At 40.3% G+C, this 16,924-nt stretch carries 21 protein-coding genes and 12 tRNA genes; 31 read left to right on the forward strand and 2 right to left on the reverse strand.

What is annotated here, in order from left to right; genetic code table 11:
• Positions 1-112: 112 nt before the first annotated feature.
• From AWM68_RS07490 to AWM68_RS07505, 4 genes are read left to right on the forward strand one after another with little or no spacing between them, the layout of a single operon-like run.
• Positions 113-418, forward strand: coding sequence for an antibiotic biosynthesis monooxygenase family protein (locus tag AWM68_RS07490; protein WP_066239429.1), 306 nt, complete (start codon positions 113-115; stop codon positions 416-418).
• Positions 415-795: a hypothetical protein gene (locus tag AWM68_RS07495; RefSeq protein ID WP_231868392.1), complete on the forward strand. Its 381-nt coding sequence runs from the start codon at positions 415-417 to the stop codon at positions 793-795. Before AWM68_RS07490 ends, AWM68_RS07495 begins: the two co-directional genes overlap by 4 nt.
• Before the next feature lie 20 nt (positions 796-815).
• Positions 816-1,460: a cobalamin B12-binding domain-containing protein gene (locus AWM68_RS07500; RefSeq protein ID WP_156488336.1), complete on the forward strand. Its 645-nt coding sequence runs from the start codon at positions 816-818 to the stop codon at positions 1,458-1,460.
• Between the two features lie 2 nt (positions 1,461-1,462).
• On the forward strand, positions 1,463-2,221 hold the full coding sequence (locus tag AWM68_RS07505) for a hypothetical protein (protein ID WP_066239432.1): 759 nt from the start codon (positions 1,463-1,465) through the stop codon (positions 2,219-2,221).
• Between the two features lie 48 nt (positions 2,222-2,269).
• Here AWM68_RS07505 and AWM68_RS07510 read toward each other — a convergent pair whose 3' ends face one another.
• Entirely contained in the window at positions 2,270-2,875 is a 606-nt protein-coding gene (locus AWM68_RS07510) for a rhomboid family intramembrane serine protease (protein WP_066239436.1), read from the reverse strand.
• 113 nt (positions 2,876-2,988) lie between these two features.
• Here AWM68_RS07510 and acpS point away from each other — a divergent pair, with 113 nt between their 5' ends.
• From acpS to AWM68_RS07585, 14 genes are all read left to right on the forward strand, one after another.
• Positions 2,989-3,348: a holo-ACP synthase gene (gene acpS / locus AWM68_RS07515; RefSeq protein ID WP_066239439.1), complete on the forward strand. Its 360-nt coding sequence runs from the start codon at positions 2,989-2,991 to the stop codon at positions 3,346-3,348.
• Between the two features lie 124 nt (positions 3,349-3,472).
• Positions 3,473-4,486, forward strand: coding sequence for a LolA family protein (locus tag AWM68_RS07520; protein WP_066239442.1), 1,014 nt, complete (start codon positions 3,473-3,475; stop codon positions 4,484-4,486).
• A gap of 246 nt (positions 4,487-4,732) precedes the next feature.
• The gene (gene alr / locus AWM68_RS07525) at positions 4,733-5,908 is read left to right on the forward strand and encodes an alanine racemase (RefSeq protein WP_066239445.1); all 1,176 of its coding nucleotides are present in this window, start codon (positions 4,733-4,735) and stop codon (positions 5,906-5,908) included.
• A 141-nt stretch (positions 5,909-6,049) separates the two neighbouring features.
• Positions 6,050-6,331 (forward strand): CopG family ribbon-helix-helix protein, encoded by a 282-nt coding sequence (locus tag AWM68_RS07530; RefSeq protein WP_066239448.1) that lies wholly within the window; start codon positions 6,050-6,052, stop codon positions 6,329-6,331.
• 3 nt (positions 6,332-6,334) lie between these two features.
• Positions 6,335-6,685, forward strand: coding sequence for a type II toxin-antitoxin system PemK/MazF family toxin (locus AWM68_RS07535; RefSeq protein ID WP_066239453.1), 351 nt, complete (start codon positions 6,335-6,337; stop codon positions 6,683-6,685).
• A 390-nt stretch (positions 6,686-7,075) separates the two neighbouring features.
• Positions 7,076-7,894 carry an STAS domain-containing protein gene (locus tag AWM68_RS21980; protein ID WP_269446783.1) on the forward strand — a complete coding sequence of 273 codons (819 nt, stop codon included), beginning with the start codon at positions 7,076-7,078 and terminating at the stop codon, positions 7,892-7,894.
• Positions 7,895-7,911: 17 nt separating this feature from the next.
• Positions 7,912-8,268, forward strand: coding sequence for an STAS domain-containing protein (locus AWM68_RS07545; protein ID WP_066239455.1), 357 nt, complete (start codon positions 7,912-7,914; stop codon positions 8,266-8,268).
• Positions 8,269-8,270: 2 nt separating this feature from the next.
• Positions 8,271-8,672 carry an anti-sigma regulatory factor gene (locus tag AWM68_RS07550; RefSeq protein ID WP_066239458.1) on the forward strand — a complete coding sequence of 134 codons (402 nt, stop codon included), beginning with the start codon at positions 8,271-8,273 and terminating at the stop codon, positions 8,670-8,672.
• 11 nt (positions 8,673-8,683) lie between these two features.
• On the forward strand, positions 8,684-9,691 hold the full coding sequence (locus AWM68_RS07555) for a PP2C family protein-serine/threonine phosphatase (RefSeq protein WP_156488338.1): 1,008 nt from the start codon (positions 8,684-8,686) through the stop codon (positions 9,689-9,691).
• A gap of 60 nt (positions 9,692-9,751) precedes the next feature.
• Positions 9,752-10,084 carry an STAS domain-containing protein gene (locus AWM68_RS07560; protein WP_066239464.1) on the forward strand — a complete coding sequence of 111 codons (333 nt, stop codon included), beginning with the start codon at positions 9,752-9,754 and terminating at the stop codon, positions 10,082-10,084.
• Entirely contained in the window at positions 10,081-10,563 is a 483-nt protein-coding gene (gene rsbW / locus AWM68_RS07565) for an anti-sigma B factor RsbW (RefSeq protein WP_066239467.1), read from the forward strand. Before AWM68_RS07560 ends, rsbW begins: the two co-directional genes overlap by 4 nt.
• Positions 10,529-11,320, forward strand: coding sequence for an RNA polymerase sigma factor SigB (gene sigB / locus AWM68_RS07570; protein WP_066239470.1), 792 nt, complete (start codon positions 10,529-10,531; stop codon positions 11,318-11,320). Before rsbW ends, sigB begins: the two co-directional genes overlap by 35 nt.
• Complete coding sequence (locus tag AWM68_RS07575; protein WP_066239473.1) at positions 11,317-11,925, forward strand: PP2C family serine/threonine-protein phosphatase; 609 nt, start codon at positions 11,317-11,319, stop codon at positions 11,923-11,925. The genes sigB and AWM68_RS07575 overlap by 4 nt, the downstream gene beginning before the upstream one ends.
• 515 nt (positions 11,926-12,440) lie before the next feature.
• Positions 12,441-14,570 carry a Tex family protein gene (locus tag AWM68_RS07585; RefSeq protein WP_066239491.1) on the forward strand — a complete coding sequence of 710 codons (2,130 nt, stop codon included), beginning with the start codon at positions 12,441-12,443 and terminating at the stop codon, positions 14,568-14,570.
• Between the two features lie 46 nt (positions 14,571-14,616).
• Here AWM68_RS07585 and cmpA read toward each other — a convergent pair whose 3' ends face one another.
• Positions 14,617-14,739 (reverse strand): cortex morphogenetic protein CmpA, encoded by a 123-nt coding sequence (gene cmpA, locus AWM68_RS21330; RefSeq protein ID WP_156488339.1) that lies wholly within the window; start codon positions 14,737-14,739, stop codon positions 14,617-14,619.
• Between the two features lie 96 nt (positions 14,740-14,835).
• On the opposite strand from cmpA, the gene AWM68_RS07590 reads away from it, so the two are divergent.
• From AWM68_RS07590 to AWM68_RS07650, 13 genes are all read left to right on the forward strand, one after another.
• Positions 14,836-15,294: a SprT family protein gene (locus AWM68_RS07590; protein ID WP_066239478.1), complete on the forward strand. Its 459-nt coding sequence runs from the start codon at positions 14,836-14,838 to the stop codon at positions 15,292-15,294.
• 185 nt (positions 15,295-15,479) lie between these two features.
• Positions 15,480-15,554 (forward strand) — tRNA-Asn (locus AWM68_RS07595).
• 3 nt (positions 15,555-15,557) lie between these two features.
• Positions 15,558-15,648, forward strand: a tRNA-Ser gene (locus AWM68_RS07600).
• Positions 15,649-15,651: 3 nt separating this feature from the next.
• A tRNA-Glu gene (locus tag AWM68_RS07605) sits at positions 15,652-15,726 on the forward strand.
• Positions 15,727-15,762: 36 nt separating this feature from the next.
• Positions 15,763-15,838 (forward strand) — tRNA-Asp (locus tag AWM68_RS07610).
• Positions 15,839-15,853: 15 nt separating this feature from the next.
• Positions 15,854-15,928, forward strand: a tRNA-Gln gene (locus tag AWM68_RS07615).
• 174 nt (positions 15,929-16,102) lie between these two features.
• Positions 16,103-16,178, forward strand: a tRNA-Lys gene (locus AWM68_RS07620).
• 15 nt (positions 16,179-16,193) lie between these two features.
• Positions 16,194-16,277, forward strand: a tRNA-Leu gene (locus AWM68_RS07625).
• Between the two features lie 51 nt (positions 16,278-16,328).
• A tRNA-Leu gene (locus AWM68_RS07630) sits at positions 16,329-16,414 on the forward strand.
• A 33-nt stretch (positions 16,415-16,447) separates the two neighbouring features.
• A tRNA-Arg gene (locus AWM68_RS07635) sits at positions 16,448-16,524 on the forward strand.
• A gap of 5 nt (positions 16,525-16,529) precedes the next feature.
• Positions 16,530-16,606: transfer RNA gene (locus AWM68_RS07640), tRNA-Pro, on the forward strand.
• Positions 16,607-16,614: 8 nt separating this feature from the next.
• Positions 16,615-16,688: transfer RNA gene (locus tag AWM68_RS07645), tRNA-Gly, on the forward strand.
• A gap of 7 nt (positions 16,689-16,695) precedes the next feature.
• Positions 16,696-16,772, forward strand: a tRNA-Ile gene (locus tag AWM68_RS07650).
• Positions 16,773-16,924: the final 152 nt, after the last annotated feature.

Here is a 16,924-nt window from a genome sequence, read left to right on the forward strand (position 1 = left end):
ATTGAAAGTTGTTGCTTAGCAGAATTACCAGCAGGAAAAAAGAAATCATTATTGAATCTTTTAGGAGATAAACAATTGATATTGTTAAAATACATCTAAGAGGTGATGTTGCATGTACACCGTTTTTTCAACATTTGATGTTCCAAACGATAAAGCAGAAGAAGTGATACAAATCTATAAAAACCGCTCTAGATCTGTGGACAAGGCAGATGGTTTTGTAGATTTTTTATTATTGCAAAATGACAAAAGAGCGGGTGAGCTTACCGTGCAGCTCATTTTTACTACAAAGGAAGATTATTTAAAATGGGTAAGAAGTGAAGAGTTCAAGAAGATCCATGACCTAGAAAAAAAATATCCAGACAAGGAATTGGCGGCAGTCGTACCAACTGTAAAACAATATAAGGTGGTCGCCAAATGACGGAAATTAACATAAATGTTATGGTAGAACGAGTAACTGAGAAAATTTACGAAAAAGATCCTACCCTTATTGACCGATATGGTGATAAAGGGAGAGCAAAATGTATTGAAGATAATCATCACCACTTCAAACATCTAGAAACGGCATTCGAGTTGAACAACAGTATTTTCTTTACCGATTACGCTGTGTGGTTGAATGGTATTTTGCAAAAGTTCGGGATGAGTGCAGAACTTCTAATGGATAATTTCGACTTTATAATAGAGGTTTTGCGAGATGAACTGCAAAATCAACCACTAGAAGTTAGGCGTTTTGATACTTATATTGAATGTTTAAGTCAAGCAAAGCATGTTCTGAGTGAACAATCAGCAGCGCATTAGACAAAGGAGAGGTTCCAACCATGGCTATTTCAGAAGCGGAAAAACTGGCGCGGCTGTTTTTAGAAGGTAATCATGCTGAGGCATTACATTTCATTAGACAGCAGCCAGATCAAAATCGAATGGTTTTGTTTAAAGACCTATTTACTCCGGCGATGTACATGATTGGAGACCTCTGGGAAAATAATGAGATTTCTGTTGCGGATGAACATTTAGCAACTGGGGTTTGTGACTTTGTTCTCTCCAGGCTCTTTCAAGTTTCGGTGGAAGAAACAAAGCGTGAGAAAAGAGCGATGTTTCTGTGTTTGCAAGGTGAGCAGCATTATCTTGGTTTAAAAATGATAAATAGCATCTTTGAAGAAAAGGGTTGGGAAACAAAATATTACGGAGCGAGCTTGCCTTTAGAATATGCACTAAAATCCGCTCTGGAAATGAAACCAGAGGTGATTGGACTCTCTGTTTCAATTGTATACAATCTCCCAGTGCTTAAAAACTATGTTCGAACATTATCTGCTCTTCCTAATAAGCCAGTCATCTTAGTAGGTGGAAGGCTTACCGAAAAGTATGACTTAGATCCATATGTGAACAATCAAGGAATCATCATTAAAAACCTCCAACAGGCAGAAAAATGGCTGGATGAGTATATAGAAGAGAGGATCAACGCCTAAAGATGAGCTGTGTATTGCCAGTACCTTACGTAAAATTGAATAAAGATGGCGTTATTCTTATCAAATCATCAAGAGCCGAAGACCTGTTAGGTATACAGGTAGAAACGATTCGTGATTGTTTTGATGAAGAAAGTCATAACAAATTAATGAAGTATATGATGCCTTTTAGTGGTGAGAAAACATTTGAAGCTAATATCAGGACTAAAGATCAGCCTTTTCTTCTATGTGATGTTTTCATTTCATGGGAAGAAGAAATGGCACATGTTGTGTTTATACCAACAGGCAAACATGTTCAAGGACTCGAGGAAAAGCTCCTCGAACTAAGACTGAGGCTATCGTCCACCGACTTTGAACTTTTTGAGAAAAAAGAAGCGTTAGAAGAGGCGATGAAACGGCTTGACGAGTTATCAGGTCCATTTATCCCGATTTCTGAAAAGATGGCATTTGTTCCGTTATTCGGAGACATATCTGAGAGTAAGATGCTAACTGTTACAGGGAGTGCTCTTAAAGCAGCTTATGAAGGTCAGTTTGAAGAAATCTTTTTTGACTTATCAGCGACTGGTGAAATGGATGAGAGCGGCGTCCAGAAATTAAGCGAGCTGTTTCGGATGCTTCATTATATGAATGGAAAACCCGTTAAGATAATAGGTGTTAAGCCTAAACACGCTAGGCAGCTGAATTCGTTGGAAGTGGATTGGCCAGTATATTTTGAAACTTCGTTAAAAGAAGTACTGATTGAACATCTTCAATTTGAAAAATAGGAAAAGCACCTCGGCGCTGCGAGGTGCTTTTTTGCATGAGCATAAAATCTACCATCTCTTACTCTTTCGATGAAGTGAGGCTAAAATGATGGGTGCGAGTGCGGCTCCGCCGATCAAGCCAAAGATATGCCCCATTACATTTATCCGTGCGTTTAAAAATGTAGTAACTAAGCTGATTCCAAGAACAACTAAAAGAATTTGCGTATTCGCTCGGTCAATATACTGCCGATGGTTATAAAGCATATATACATAAATGCCGAACAAGCCGAAGATGGCCCCTGATGCACCGATATGAGCATATGAAAGCGGCAGAAGCAAAAGCGTCGCGATGTTTGCGATCAATCCAGCCCCTACGTACCCGATAATAAACCGTACTTTGCCTAAAATCCCTTCAAGGGCAGGGCCGAACAAAACAAGAGAAAACGAATTAAATATCAAATGACCAGCAGCTTCATGCGTAATGATCGGTGTAAATAAGCGCCAGTACTCACCGGCATAGATGTAATAATTTGACCCGACCATAAAATGATACAAAGAGGTGCTAAAAGGGGTAAAATTAATAAGTAGAAACACAATAATATGGGCGGCGATTAAGAAAGTTACAACTGGATAGCGCCTTGTAAAGGTTTGAAAGCTTTCATCTCTTATAAACATGTAAAATTATCACCCTTTTTATAGGAAGTTTACATACCGGTTCGTCTTAACTCTCAGTTTACCATGTGCAAGGAATTAGGGCGAAAGATATAGCTGCAGAGGAGTAGTTTACAATGATCATTGGAACAGGCATCGATATGATTGAATTAACGAGAATAAAGCGGGTAGTTTCTCATCAGCCCCGTTTTCCGGAGCGTGTATTAACACCTTTTGAACATAAACGATTTCAATCTTTAAGTGGAAACAGAAGATTTGAATACTTGGCCGGGAGGTTTGCAGCAAAAGAAGCGATGGCAAAAGCCCTTGGAGTAGGTATCGGTGCAGAACTTTCATGGCATGACATGGAGATTAAGTCCGATGAAAAAGGAAAACCTTTCTTGACATCCCCTTATCCTTATTTATGCCACTTATCCATTTCTCATACGAAGGAACATGCAGTGGCGCAAGTGATTTTAGAAAGCTCGTCAAGCTAGTCTGCATATTGTCCAGGGTTGTCTCATATATTGTAATGCGGTAGAAGGGGTAGTCCTTTGCAAGATGCAGAGTTAGTCCCCCTTCAATGTCGAAATTACTTTGGGACAAAGGGGATGGCAAAAAATGAAGAAAACACTGTCAATGATTTTGACGGCGTTCATGATCTTACTGGTTCTGTCAGCGTGTGGTGAACAAAGCCAGAGTGATGTTCTGGATTCATTGGAAGAGAGAATGGAGTCCATGACAGGCTACAAAGCTGAAGCCAAGATGACGTTAAGCACAGGTGAAAAGCCGCTAACGTACGATCTAGAGATTTGGCATAAGAAGCCGGATTTTTACCGAGTTAGCTTGAAAAATGCTGAAAAGGATCAAAGTCAGATGATTCTGCGCAACAAAGACGGAGTATTCGTGCTAACACCAGCTCTAAATAAAAGCTTCCGATTCCAAAGCGACTGGCCAGAAAATAATAGCCAAGTGTATTTGTTCCAATCACTTATTTCAGACATCCTAAACGATACGGACAGAGGTTTTAAATCGAAAGAGAAAAGCTATGTTTTCCATACAAAAACAAATTATCAAAACAAAAACCTGTATCAGCAAGAAATTACACTTAACAAAGATCTAGATCCAACACAGGTACGCATTATGGACCAAGACCAAAAAGAGCTAGTAAGACTGGATTTCTCTAAAGTTCAATTTAACGCTAAGTTTGATAAAAACTCGTTTGATATGGAATCGAATATGTCGAGCGCTCAGTTTGAGGTCCCTACTTTTTCTGGTGGTGGAGAAGAATTTGAAGTGCTGTATCCGGTTTACACAGCTAACTTAAACATCGTGAACGAGCGAGAAGTTGTTCAAGGCGAAGAGGATTCTAAAGTAGTATTAAACTATGCAGATGCAGAAGAAAATAAATCATTTACACTAATGCAGCAGAAAAATACGGCTGTTGAAACGGCATCGCGATTAACGATGTCAAACGGTGAACCCGTTGATTTAGGATTTACAGTAGGAGCGATGACAGATCAGTCGATCACCTGGAATTATAATGGTGTTGATTACTTCCTTGCTTCCAATAATTTAGGTCAAGAAGAGCTAATGGCCATTGCACGTTCTGTTTATGGAGAGGCCGTTAAATAATTTCTACATTAAAATAGTATATCAAGAACAGGCTGGCGAAAACGCTAGCCTGTTTTGCTTAGTCATGATGGGTATGTGAAGTCATCAGCTAGTGAGAAAATTGTCGAGGATTGTAGACTCGTGGATATATGTCCAAACTTTTGGATTCTGTACATGAATTTCTGGATTGAAGCAGCTACTTACATAAAACGGTCATAGAGGGTAAAATAGAAGGCAGCAATCAAGAATTAACAGGGAGGCAATCATATGGATAAACATCATTTTTATCGAGATACATGGGCTGAAATAGATTTGGATAAGATCAGCCAGAATATAAAATCATTTAAGAAGCATCTCCCTGACAAAAAAATAATGGCTGTTGTTAAAGCGAATGGATACGGACATGGCGCTTATCAGATCGCGAGAGAAGCACTAGAGTCAGGAGCAGAATGGCTCGCTGTAGCGTTGCTTGATGAAGCGTTAGCTTTAAGAAAACAAGGTATAACTGCACCGATTTTAGTTATGAACCGGGTACGTCCCGAATATGTTAATCTTGCGGCAGAAAATGAGATCAGTATAACAGTCTTTCAGAAAGATTGGCTGGTTGAAGCCGAAACGTATTTAATGGATACAAGCTACCAGCCTTTGAACATTCATCTCAAGATTGACACGGGTATGGGGCGTGTAGGTGTAAATGACGAAAATGAGCTTTATGCCATTACTCAGTATATGAATCAATCTGCCTTGTTTCATCTTGAAGGCGTTTTTACGCATTTTGCTACTGCAGATGAGTGGGAATCTGCTCTTTTTGAGAAACAGAGAAAGAAGTTCATTAAATATATAAACTTGCTTCAAGAGTGGGGAATCAAGCCGTCTCTCATTCATAGTGCAAATAGCGCTGCAGCTTTACGAAAAGTAGAAGGCCCTTTTAATCTCGTTCGTCTTGGGATCAGCATGTATGGCTTAGCGCCTTCTGGAGAGTTAAAGAAAGACTTGCCTTTTTCATTAGAAGAAGCGTTTAGCCTTCATTCACAGCTCATTCATGTTAAAAAACTGATGCCTGGAGATACTGTAAGTTATGGAGCTACTTATACAGCTAAAGGGGAAGAGTGGGTAGGCACCCTTCCGATCGGTTATGCTGACGGATGGCAAAGAAGACTTTCACCAGGAGCATTTGTATTGATTAATGGGGAGCGTATGCCGATAATCGGCCGAATTTGTATGGATCAGTGCATAGTGAGACTTCCAGAGAAAATGAGTGTTGGTGAAGTTGCTACATTAATAGGCGGTCAAAAAGATAAGAGAATAGAGATGGATGAGATAGCGGGGATTGCGAAAACCATAAATTATGAAATTCCATGTCTCATTTCTGCTCGAGTGCCGAGAGTTTATGTTAAAAATGGTCGAATTTCAGAAAATATGAATGTTATTCTAAATTTTTAGCAGAATATTAGAAGGACTATTAAAAAATTTGTAGAATAAATACATTGAAATCGCTTTGCAAATGGAATATTGAAGTGATAAGATTATATGTGGTTAAAAGGAATTTGATCGTAGTATAGCTTTGCGCTGGAGGTGTATGTTGTGTCCGAATTGAACACAAAACGAATAGTGATTAGTCTTCCTCAGAAATTATTAAGTGAGGTTGATCGTGTCATTAAAAAAGAAAATTTGGACCGCAGCGAATTTATCCATCAAGCTACTGAGATGTTTCTTCGTGAGCGGAAGAATAAGCGTCAGTTTCGTGATGAGATGAGACAAGGTTACATGGAAATGGCTAAGATCAATCTAACGATTGCCTCAGAAGCATTTATGTTAGAGGAGGAAGCCGATCATACCTTGGACCGCTTAGTTAGCGGGGTGTAGTCCTTGATAGTCAAACGCGGAGACGTTTACTTTGCAGATCTTTCACCGGTAGTTGGTTCAGAACAAGGCGGAATTCGCCCTGTACTGATTATCCAGAACGATATCGGGAACCGTTTTAGCCCTACTGTAATAGTTGCTGCAATCACAGCCCAAATTCAGAAAGCAAAACTACCAACACATGTTGAAATAGATTCTAAAAAATACGGCTTTGAACGGGATTCAGTTATTTTGCTTGAACAGATCAGAACGATTGACAAGCAAAGATTAACAGATAAAATCACACAACTGGATGAAGATATGATGCGCAGGGTAGACGACGCATTGCAGATCAGCACAGGTCTGGTTGATTTTTAATTTCATATCTACAAATTAGGAAACTGCTGACACGATGTCTGGCGGTTTTTTATTTTATCTGCTGTTTATCATAAAAAGAACTTTGGAACATAGAATAGGCTTTCATTTATAAGGTTAGTTCTTTTGGTATATTTTGTGATTTTCTTATCTGACGTGACCGAATGTGGATCACCGCCTACCCCGCGGAAAGCGAGCAACTGTAACGGAAATCAATTACCTACAAAAGCAATGAAGCAAAACAGCTAAAATAAAGCTGGAAAAAAATACATGTTTAACATTTTGGATCTTGGGTTATATATCCAAAGTTAGAAAAAGAGTAAACATTGCACAATATATTCAGAAATGAAATAATAGAATTTGATACTAAATGTAGTGGGGGTGCAAGGAAAATTGGACAACTTGATTGTACAGATGGTCAATGAGAATCAAGAGACCCTAAAAAATAATTGGATAAAAGAGGTCAATCTCTTCAAAGAAAAAGAACTAGCTGGGACCACACTTAAATTTAGTGATGAGACTGATCAGCAGTTTTTTAATATGTTAATTAAACACATTAATTATCACGATATATCCAAAGATGGCACACTTGATGAATTTTTTGATCAAGTGCTTCATACAGGCTTACCTTTAAGCTATATAACACAAGGACTTCAAGCGGCACGCCGTGTTATCGTCAATTTCTTAGTAAAAACAGAAATGGATAAGGAGAAGCTTGCGTCCGTTTATAGAGAAATCGACAGATGGTTAGATCCTATTCTTAACCAAGTGGTAGAAAATTCTTCTCAGATTTGGGAAAGAACTGTTTCAATTCAAAAGACAGCACTATTAGAACTTTCCGCTCCGCTTATCCCGGTTTTCAAAAACATCAGTGTTATGCCTCTTATCGGATCGATCGATACGGAACGCGCAAAGCTGATCATGGAAAATCTTTTAAACGGAGTGATTAAATATCGTTCAGAAGTTGTGCTGATTGATATAACAGGGGTACCAGTCGTAGATACGATGGTGGCCCATCACATTATTCAAGCTGCAGATGCTGTGCGCTTATTAGGTTCAACATGTATCCTGGTAGGAATACGTCCTGAAATTGCACAGACCATTGTAAGTTTGGGTATCGACTTAAGTCTATTCCCAACGAAGAGCACTCTTCAAAAAGGAATGGAAAATGCATTGGAGATCACAAATCAGCAATTAATCAGCAATAAATAGGGAGTGAGGGGAAAAAAATGAGGATTCCTATTTTAAAATTGCACGAGTATTTATTGATCACCATTCAAGTTGAAATGGACGATCAAACAGCCCTTCAATTTCAAGAGGATTTGCTTAACAAAATTCATGATACAGGGGCAAAGGGAGTTGTTATTGACTTAACATCAGTAGACATGATCGACTCTTTTATTGCAAAAGTTCTTGGAGATGTGGTGAGGATGTCAAAGTTAATGGGAGCTCAAGTTGTATTGACAGGAATACAGCCCGCAGTTGCTATCACTTTAATTGACCTTGGAATTTCAATGAGGGAAGTTTCGACAGCACTTGACTTAGAACAGGGGCTTGATAAATTGCGTCTGGAACTGGAGGGATGACTATGGACATCCAATCCTGTGTGGAAGTACGCAATGAGTGGGACATCGTAAGTGCCCGTCAACTTGGAAGAAACATGGCTAAGGAGCTTGGTTTCGGAAATGTTGATCAAGCCAGAATAACAACAGCGATTTCCGAACTCGCACGAAATATTTATTTATATGCAGGTCGAGGAAAGATTTGCATTGAACCGATTAATCAGTTAGGAAAAAAAGGACTGCGAATCGTAGCCTTAGATAATGGTCCTGGCATCCGAGAAATCCGAAAAGTGATGGAAGATGGTTATACGACTTCCGGCGGATTAGGAGCTGGATTGCCGGGTGTGAAGCGTTTAATGGATGAATTCTCTATTGAATCCACAGTTGATGTGGGAACGGAGATTTCCGCTACTAAATGGCTTCGTTAGGAGGAGAGCTCTTGACTGCAAAGGACGCACTAATTGAACGTTACCAAGATTTATTATCAGTCTATCTAAAAGCAAAAACTGAGACGACACTCTATAAAGGTCAGCAATTTAGCAGAAAACTACTGGAGCAGCAGATTTCGCCTGAAGATTTAGTGAGCTTGCACATTCAAGTAATGGACGAGCTTTTCCCGGATATGTCGGAAGAGATGAGAGATTCTTTTGACTTTCTGCTTGAATCCATGATTGGATATGGCTTTGCCTACCGAGAACATCAAAGTTTGCGGGATAAACAGCAACAGTTGGAATCTGAAATTGAAGTTGCCGCAAGCATGCAGCAAACATTGCTGCTTAGCGATGTACCCGACTTTGGAGAGTTGGACATTGGTGTTGTCAGCGTTCCTGCTAAAAAAATGAATGGTGATTACTACAATTTCGTAAAAAGCGGTAACAGCCTTAGTGTCGCTGTAGCTGACATCATTGGCAAAGGCATACCCGCTGCACTATGTATGTCCATGATTAAATACGCCATGGACAGCTTGCCTGAAGAACAGATGAAACCCCATCTCCTGTTGGAAAATTTAAACCGTGTTGTTGAACAAAATGTGAATAGCAACATGTTCATTACGATGTTCCATGGGGTATATGAACCGGAAAGTCATAAGTTTTACTATGCCGGTGCTGGTCATGAACCAGGCTTCATCTATAACGCAAAAGAAGATAAATTTAACGATCTTATTGCTAAAGGCCTTGTTCTCGGCGTCTCGCGCTCAACAACCTACCATCCGTATGAAAAGAAGATAGAAGTCGGAGATATGGTTGTCTTGCTCTCAGATGGAGTGACAGAGTGCAGGACGAGCAAAGGCTTTATTGAAAGAGATGAAATTGTTTCTCTTATTCGTAAATATATGGATCTATCCTCTCAAAAGATCGTTGAAAATGTATTTCAGGAGTTGGATCGTCTTCAAGGATTCGAGCTCAGAGATGATTTTACTTTAATTATTTTAAAAAGACTGGTTTAAACAGGATTTGATTAGGGTAAAGGTACCTTATGGTTCCATACAAAGCTTGGGGGGAAAACAATGAACTTACAAATCAATCAAGACCAAATAAATGAAACATTTGAATTACAACTGACAGGGGAAGTAGATGCTTATACAGCTCCAAAACTAAAAGAAGTTATGCTTCCTCTAACCGAAACAGAAGGGAACATCATTATTGTAGACCTTTCTGGTATCGAGTATATGGACAGCACAGGGTTAGGTATTTTTGTAGGAGCTTTAAAGTCTTCCAAAGCCAACAACAGTTCTTTAAAGCTTAGAGGCATGACAGAACGCGTGAAACGTATCTTTGAAATTACTGGCTTAACAGAGGTAATGGATATCGAAAGCGGAGTAAAGGGGGAGGCGCTATGAGAACAGCGTCCGACTATATTGAAATGAACGTTCCGGCAAAGCCGGATTATGTGGGAGTAGTCAGATTGACGATTTCTGGTCTGGCAAACCGCATGGGCTTTGCGTTTGATGAAATAGAAGATATTAAAATTGCCGTTTCAGAAGCGGTAACCAATGTTGTAAATCATGCTTACACTGAAGGAGAACAAGGCCAAGTTCGTATTGGCTGCAATATACATGATGACCGCATGGAAATTACGGTTGTCGATCAAGGACAAAGTTTCGACGTTGAATCTATCTCAAAAGATCTTGGCCCTGTAGATGGTAAATCAGTTGATCAACTGCATGAGGGAGGTTTAGGCCTCTTCCTGATAGATACACTTATGGACAAGGTAGAAATAAGCAGTGAAGCCGGTGTCGTTGTAATGATGACAAAGTATCTTCACAGAGATGAGGTGGAGGAACATGTCGACAGAATCTCACCAGCGCCTTCACAGTAAAGAACAAGTTTATGCATGGATTGATGAACTGCAACAGGATCCTAAAAATGAAGAAATTCAAACAAATCTTGTATTGCAGTACCAAGACTTAGTGCATTCTCTTGCACGGAAGTTTTCTAAAGGTAAAAGCATCCATGACGATTTGGTTCAAGTCGGTATGATTGGTTTGCTTGCAGCTTTTAGAAGATACGACAAAACGTTTGGCAGATCATTTGAATCCTTTGCGGTTCCAACGATTGTTGGGGAAATTAAACGTTTTATTCGTGATAAAACATGGAGTGTGCATGTACCGCGCCGTATTAAAGAATTGGGTCCAAGAATTAAGAAAGCCGTTGAAGAACTCACGACTAGCTTGCAAAGATCACCTAAAATTTTTGAAATCGCTGAGTTTCTAGAAGTTTCAGAAGAAGAAGTTCTAGAGACGATGGAAATGGGCAAAAGTTATCAAGCATTGTCTGTGGACAGTTCAATTGAAGCGGATCAAGAGGGAAGCACGGTTACACTTCTTGATTTAGTCGGATCCAACGATGATGGATTTGATCAAATTGATAAAAGGCTGCTTTTGGAGAAGGCATTTGCTGTTCTTTCTGAACGGGAACGTGAAATCCTTCAATGTACGTATTTTGAAAACTTGAGCCAAAAGGAAACAGGAGAACGTCTAGATATCTCACAGATGCATGTTTCCCGCCTGCAAAGAAGAGCGTTAGAAAAATTGAAAGAAGCGTTGAGAGTTTCACCTTCGGAGGCGCTTAAATGATTGAGCACTACCAGTTTAGCAAATCATCAGTTTCCTCTTATCAGAAACCTAAAAAGGGAAATGATCTTTGCGGAGATAGTTTTTACGTGAAAGAAACGGAAGATTATTTGATTTGTGCTGTTGCAGATGGTTTAGGAAGCGGCAAATTGGCGAAAGAGGCTTCAGGAGCTGCTACTGACGTTATTGATCAGCATCATCATGAATCAGTGGAACAGTTGATGCATCTTTGCAATGAGGGGTTAAGACATACTCGTGGTGCTGTAATTGCAATTGTTAAAGTCGATTATAAAAATCAAACAGCTACCTATTCAGGTGTAGGTAACATCCGTTTTATGATCTCTGCTGAAAGACAAAGAGCGATACACCCTTTAACTAAAGCGGGTTTTCTTGTAGGTAAGCCTGAACGATTTAAAGTACAAGATTTCAAGTTTGAAAAAGAGTTAACATTGATGCTTTATTCTGATGGCATGGATATCCATACCCAAAGCCGTTCACTGTTAACAAAAATGGTCTCTCCAAAAGAGTCCGTTATTTTTATAAGTGGACTTCCTCAGGATATCAACGACGATGCTACATGTATCGTAGGCCAAGTAAATATAAGTTAGCGAAACATCATCCTTATTTAGCTTTAGGATGGTGTTTTTTGTTTTTTTCTCATGGTTCTTTTCAAAAGGTTGTTTCCTAAAGGATTGTTGCTTTTTAATTTTTTTATTGTCTTCATTGAACAGTTGGTTGTAGTGGAAGGTGCGAGACTCCTGCGGGACAGGCGGGCAGTCCGAAAAGTGGAAGTGGCTCGTTCAGCCCCGACAAGCAAAAGATGAATGGATTGGAAGGTGCACTTTGCCTTCTGAGCCATTTAGCTTTTGACCTCGAGGGGCTAGCCACTGCAACTGGACAGGTGAGACACTTAAGAGTGAAACGTACAAATGTGGCTCACCGCCTGCCCCGCGGAAAGGGAGCACCTGAAACGGAAATCAACTACTTTCAAAAGCAACAATGAATCTGAAAACAGGTTTTCCTTTTTTTACGGCACAACATCATTGGTTTATAATAGTACTAATTGATTGAAAAAGGAGTGTTCTTATTGGGACAACCTATTAGTGAACAAGCATTGAGAACAATGGAACAAGAATTAAATGTAAAAGGCAAACAAATTAATCAGGTTATTGCACTTTTAGAAGAAGGAAATACAGTTCCATTCATCGCACGTTACCGAAAAGAATTAACAGGCGGTTTAGATGAAGTACAGATCAAAGACATTATGGATCGATGGACGTATTTGCAAAACTTAGCGACTCGAAAAGAAGAAATCATTCGTCTTATCGATGAACAAGGAAAACTTACAGAAGAACTATCAGCGGCTATTTCGAAAGCTCAGAAGCTTCAGGATCTAGAAGATATCTATCGCCCTTATAAACAAAAAAGAAGAACGAAAGCAACGATAGCCAAAGAAAAAGGACTTGAGCCACTGGCGCATTGGTTGCTGGAACAAAACAATGATGACCCAATATCAAAAGCTGCAGCATACATAAACGAAGAAAAAGAAGTGCTTTCAGCTGAGGATGCTTTAACAGGTGCAAAAGATATTATTGCTGAAATGCTGTCTGATGACGCGGATATGAGAAAATGGATCCGAGAAGATACATTTTCAAAAGGTGAAATCAAAACGGAAGGCAAGAATACCGAAAATGATGAGAAAAAAGTATTTGAAATGTACTACGAATACCAAGAACCGATCCGTAAAATTGTTCCACATCGTGTTTTGGCGGTAAACCGAGGCGAGAAAGAAAATATTTTGAGAGTAAGTATCGTAACTCCATCAGAATTGATTCTTTCTAAGATGGAAAGAAAAACAATCAAACGTTCGGGTTCACCGTCTGCCGTTTTTATCCGTGAAGCGATGGAAGACGCATATAAACGATTGATTTCTCCTTCGATTGAACGTGAAATTAGAACAGCACTTACTGAACAAGCGGAAGAACGCGCCATTCATATTTTCTCTGAAAACGTAAGAAGCCTTTTGCTACAAGCTCCCCTTAAAGGAAAAGTAGTTCTTGGCGTTGACCCAGCTTACCGAACAGGATGCAAGCTAGGTGTTGTGGACGAAACGGGAAAAGTGCTGCACATTCAAACCATCTATCCTACACCGCCACGGTCAGAAGTTGAAAAATCTGCTGCGGTTGTAAAAAAGTTAATCGAGCAATACGATATTGAAATTGCTGCGATTGGAAATGGCACCGCATCGCGTGAAACAGAACAATTTATTGCTGAAACGCTAAAAGACTTAGATAAGTCAGTGGCTTATGTCATCGTAAACGAAGCGGGTGCGAGTGTTTATTCGGCTTCAAGTGTAGCGCGTGAAGAATTTCCTGACCTACAAGTTGAAGAAAGAAGCGCTGTATCTATTGCACGAAGACTTCAAGATCCATTGGCTGAACTGGTGAAAATCGACCCTAAATCTATTGGGGTTGGTCAGTATCAGCATGATGTTTCCCAAAAAAGGCTTGGGGAAGAAATTTCATTTGTGGTTGAGACTGCGGTTAACCAAGTAGGCGTTAACGTAAATACAGCTTCTTCTTCGCTGCTTCAATATGTTTCAGGGTTGTCCAAAACTGTGGCACAGAACATTATCTTAAAACGAAATGAAGTCGGCAAGTTCAAAAACAGAACAGAACTTAAAAAAATTCCGCGTCTCGGTGCGAAAACATATGAGCAGTGTATCGGCTTTTTACGAGTGGTTGATGGGAATCAGCCGCTTGATCAAACAGGCATACACCCAGAAAGCTATCCAGCGACTAAAGCATTGTTAAAGGAGCTTGGTTTTACTCCGGCAGATATTGGTTCAGAAGCTCTGGCAGAAAAATTAATTTCTATATCGCTTGAAGCAACATCTGAAAAATTGGATATCGGTGTACCGACTTTAAAAGATATCATTGAAGGTCTAACTAAACCAGGAAGAGATCCTCGTGATGCTTTTTCAGGTCCAGTGCTGAAAACGGATGTTCTGAAGATGGAAGACTTATCAAAAGGGATGGAACTGCAAGGTACCGTTCGAAACGTTGTTGATTTTGGAGCGTTTGTCGATATTGGTGTAAAACAAGATGGACTTGTGCACATCTCTAAGCTAACAAATCGTTTTATTAAGAACCCGATGGATGTAGTAAGTGTAGGACAAGTCGTAACCGTATGGGTAGATTCTGTAGATGTAGCAAAACAACGTATTGCGTTAACGATGATTGCTCCTAAATAAGAAAATAAGTAGAAACAACAACTAGATAAAGCACTTCTCCAGTAAATTACTTTTCACTGGAGGAGTGCTTTTTGTTATAAAAAAACCAGCATTGATTAAGTAAGCGGATTTGGTAACGATCTTTTTGATAATAAGCACGACGGAGCTGTCTTTTAAACCATGTTGGCATAGAGAGAACCTCCTTGAACTTCCCAATCCGTTATTTGTGTATTAGTCTATGTATAGAAGCTTGTTGATGTGAACTTGAAATATAAGGAGCTTGACCATGACAGACGTAGAATTACAAAAACTTACCGAAGAAATTTCTCTCCAGTTCTTCAATAAACCCTTTCGGCACAGAGCAAGATTTAATAAAAGGCTGCGAACAACAGGAGGACGATATCTTCTAAGGTCTCATGATATAGAGATGAACCCGCATCTTTACGAGGCATTTGGAATGGACGAATTAGTCGGGGTTATTAAACATGAGCTTGTGCATTACCATATGCACATTGAAGGTAAAGGGTATAAGCACGGTGATTACGATTTTAAGTATTGGCTTTCTAAAGTAGGCGGCTCTCGCTTCTGCCAGTCCATACCTGAAAAAAGAAGAACAGAGAGTTATAAATATCACTATATCTGCAGAGACTGTATGCAGTCTTATAAAAGAAAGAGAAGAATTGACACAAAAAAGTATGTGTGCGGAAAGTGCCGAGGGAAATTAAAACAGGTTTCTTTAAAATAGGGTGTTGACTTCGATTATAGGTATGTGGTAATTTAATTAAGTCGCTGTTAGACATGCCTTTTACATAGCTTACTTAACAAGGCAGTTAAGGTAGCTAAAGCGATAATTGCTCAGAAAAAAACCTCTAAAACGGGTTGACATCTGACGCTGAAACAATTATGATATTAATTGTCCTTAAAAGACATTCCACAGTAGCTCAGTGGTAGAGCTATCGGCTGTTAACCGATCGGTCGTAGGTTCGAGTCCTACCTGTGGAGCCATACAGAGAAGTACCCAAGTGGCTCAAGGGGCTCCCCTGCTAAGGGAGTAGATCGCTAACGCGGTGCGAGGGTTCGAATCCCTTCTTCTCTGCCATGTGGCCCGTTGGTCAAGCGGTTAAGACACCGCCCTTTCACGGCGGTAACACGGGTTCGAATCCCGTACGGGTCACCACTTTATAACATGATAAAGTATACCTTATAGATAGATGGACTCGTGGTGTAGTGGTTAACATGCCTGCCTGTCACGCAGGAGATCGCCGGTTCGACCCCGGTCGGGTCCGCCATTTTTTCTAAGGTGTTGGGCTATAGCCAAGCGGTAAGGCAACGGACTTTGACTCCGTCATGCGTTGGTTCGAATCCAGCTAGCCCAGCCATTTTTTATTTTTAACATGAGTGTTTAAGATACAAACACTAAACCTTATTAACAGTAAGAGCCATTAGCTCAGTCACAAGCGATACATCGTGATTGACTACGGTTGTCTCGACGGATACACGTTCTTACTTCTCTATTAGAGGAAGAGACAGGTTCCGACGAACATATTATGCGCGAGCCATTAGCTCAGTCGGTAGAGCATCTGACTTTTAATCAGAGGGTCGAAGGTTCGAGTCCTTCATGGCTCACCATTTTTAAATTAATATGCGGGTGTGGCGGAATTGGCAGACGCGCTAGACTTAGGATCTAGTGTCTTTGACGTGGGGGTTCGAGTCCCTTCACCCGCACCATATTAATTTCATAAAATAAGTTGCAGTGCTCATGCGCTGGCATCTAGCCGCGCGGTCGTGGCGGAATGGCAGACGCGCTAGCTTGAGGGGCTAGTGGGGGTATCCCCGTGGAGGTTCGAGTCCTCTCGACCGCACCAACTTTTACAAATAACATATAATGCATTGAATAGGCGCCCTTAGCTCAGCTGGATAGAGTGTTTGACTACGAATCAAAAGGTCGGGAGTTCGAATCTCTCAGGGCGCGCCATATGTCGGGAAGTGGCTCAGCTTGGTAGAGCACCTGGTTTGGGACCAGGGGGTCGCAGGTTCAAATCCTGTCTTCCCGACCATTCTTTATGCGGGTGTAGTTTAGTGGTAAAACAAGAGCCTTCCAAGCTCTGGTCGTGAGTTCGATTCTCATCACCCGCTCCATTTTTACGGGCCTATAGCTCAGCTGGTTAGAGCGCACGCCTGATAAGCGTGAGGTCGATGGTTCGAGTCCATTTAGGCCCACCATAATATAACTTTTAAAAAAGTGCTTGACTTTATATCTTCGATTCGGTAAGATGATAAAGCTGTCTCGAAAAAAGACAAGCCAAACAAGTTCTTTGAAAACTGAACAAAAGAAATAGGTAAGGAATTAAGAATTAATTCCGTCAGTTTTAAAA

It is taken from the genome of Fictibacillus phosphorivorans, from assembly GCF_001619875.1.
Taxonomy (GTDB): Bacteria; Bacillota; Bacilli; order Bacillales; family Fictibacillaceae; genus Fictibacillus; species Fictibacillus phosphorivorans_B.

Coding starts and splice junctions, on each gene's coding strand:
- alr (WP_066239445.1), top strand. CDS start 4,733: ATGGATAAACATCATTTTTATCGAGATACATGGGCTGAAATAGATTTG.
- AWM68_RS07500 (WP_156488336.1), top strand. CDS start 816: ATGGCTATTTCAGAAGCGGAAAAACTGGCGCGGCTGTTTTTAGAAGGT.
- AWM68_RS07520 (WP_066239442.1), top strand. CDS start 3,473: ATGAAGAAAACACTGTCAATGATTTTGACGGCGTTCATGATCTTACTG.
- AWM68_RS07495 (WP_231868392.1), top strand. CDS start 415: ATGACGGAAATTAACATAAATGTTATGGTAGAACGAGTAACTGAGAAA.
- AWM68_RS07545 (WP_066239455.1), top strand. CDS start 7,912: ATGAGGATTCCTATTTTAAAATTGCACGAGTATTTATTGATCACCATT.
- AWM68_RS07585 (WP_066239491.1), top strand. CDS start 12,441: ATGGAACAAGAATTAAATGTAAAAGGCAAACAAATTAATCAGGTTATT.
- AWM68_RS07590 (WP_066239478.1), top strand. CDS start 14,836: ATGACAGACGTAGAATTACAAAAACTTACCGAAGAAATTTCTCTCCAG.
- AWM68_RS07550 (WP_066239458.1), top strand. CDS start 8,271: ATGGACATCCAATCCTGTGTGGAAGTACGCAATGAGTGGGACATCGTA.
- AWM68_RS07575 (WP_066239473.1), top strand. CDS start 11,317: ATGATTGAGCACTACCAGTTTAGCAAATCATCAGTTTCCTCTTATCAG.
- acpS (WP_066239439.1), top strand. CDS start 2,989: ATGATCATTGGAACAGGCATCGATATGATTGAATTAACGAGAATAAAG.
- AWM68_RS07560 (WP_066239464.1), top strand. CDS start 9,752: ATGAACTTACAAATCAATCAAGACCAAATAAATGAAACATTTGAATTA.
- AWM68_RS07510 (WP_066239436.1), bottom strand. CDS start 2,875: ATGTTTATAAGAGATGAAAGCTTTCAAACCTTTACAAGGCGCTATCCA.
- AWM68_RS07490 (WP_066239429.1), top strand. CDS start 113: ATGTACACCGTTTTTTCAACATTTGATGTTCCAAACGATAAAGCAGAA.
- sigB (WP_066239470.1), top strand. CDS start 10,529: ATGTCGACAGAATCTCACCAGCGCCTTCACAGTAAAGAACAAGTTTAT.
- rsbW (WP_066239467.1), top strand. CDS start 10,081: ATGAGAACAGCGTCCGACTATATTGAAATGAACGTTCCGGCAAAGCCG.
- cmpA (WP_156488339.1), bottom strand. CDS start 14,739: ATGCCAACATGGTTTAAAAGACAGCTCCGTCGTGCTTATTATCAAAAA.
- AWM68_RS07505 (WP_066239432.1), top strand. CDS start 1,463: ATGAGCTGTGTATTGCCAGTACCTTACGTAAAATTGAATAAAGATGGC.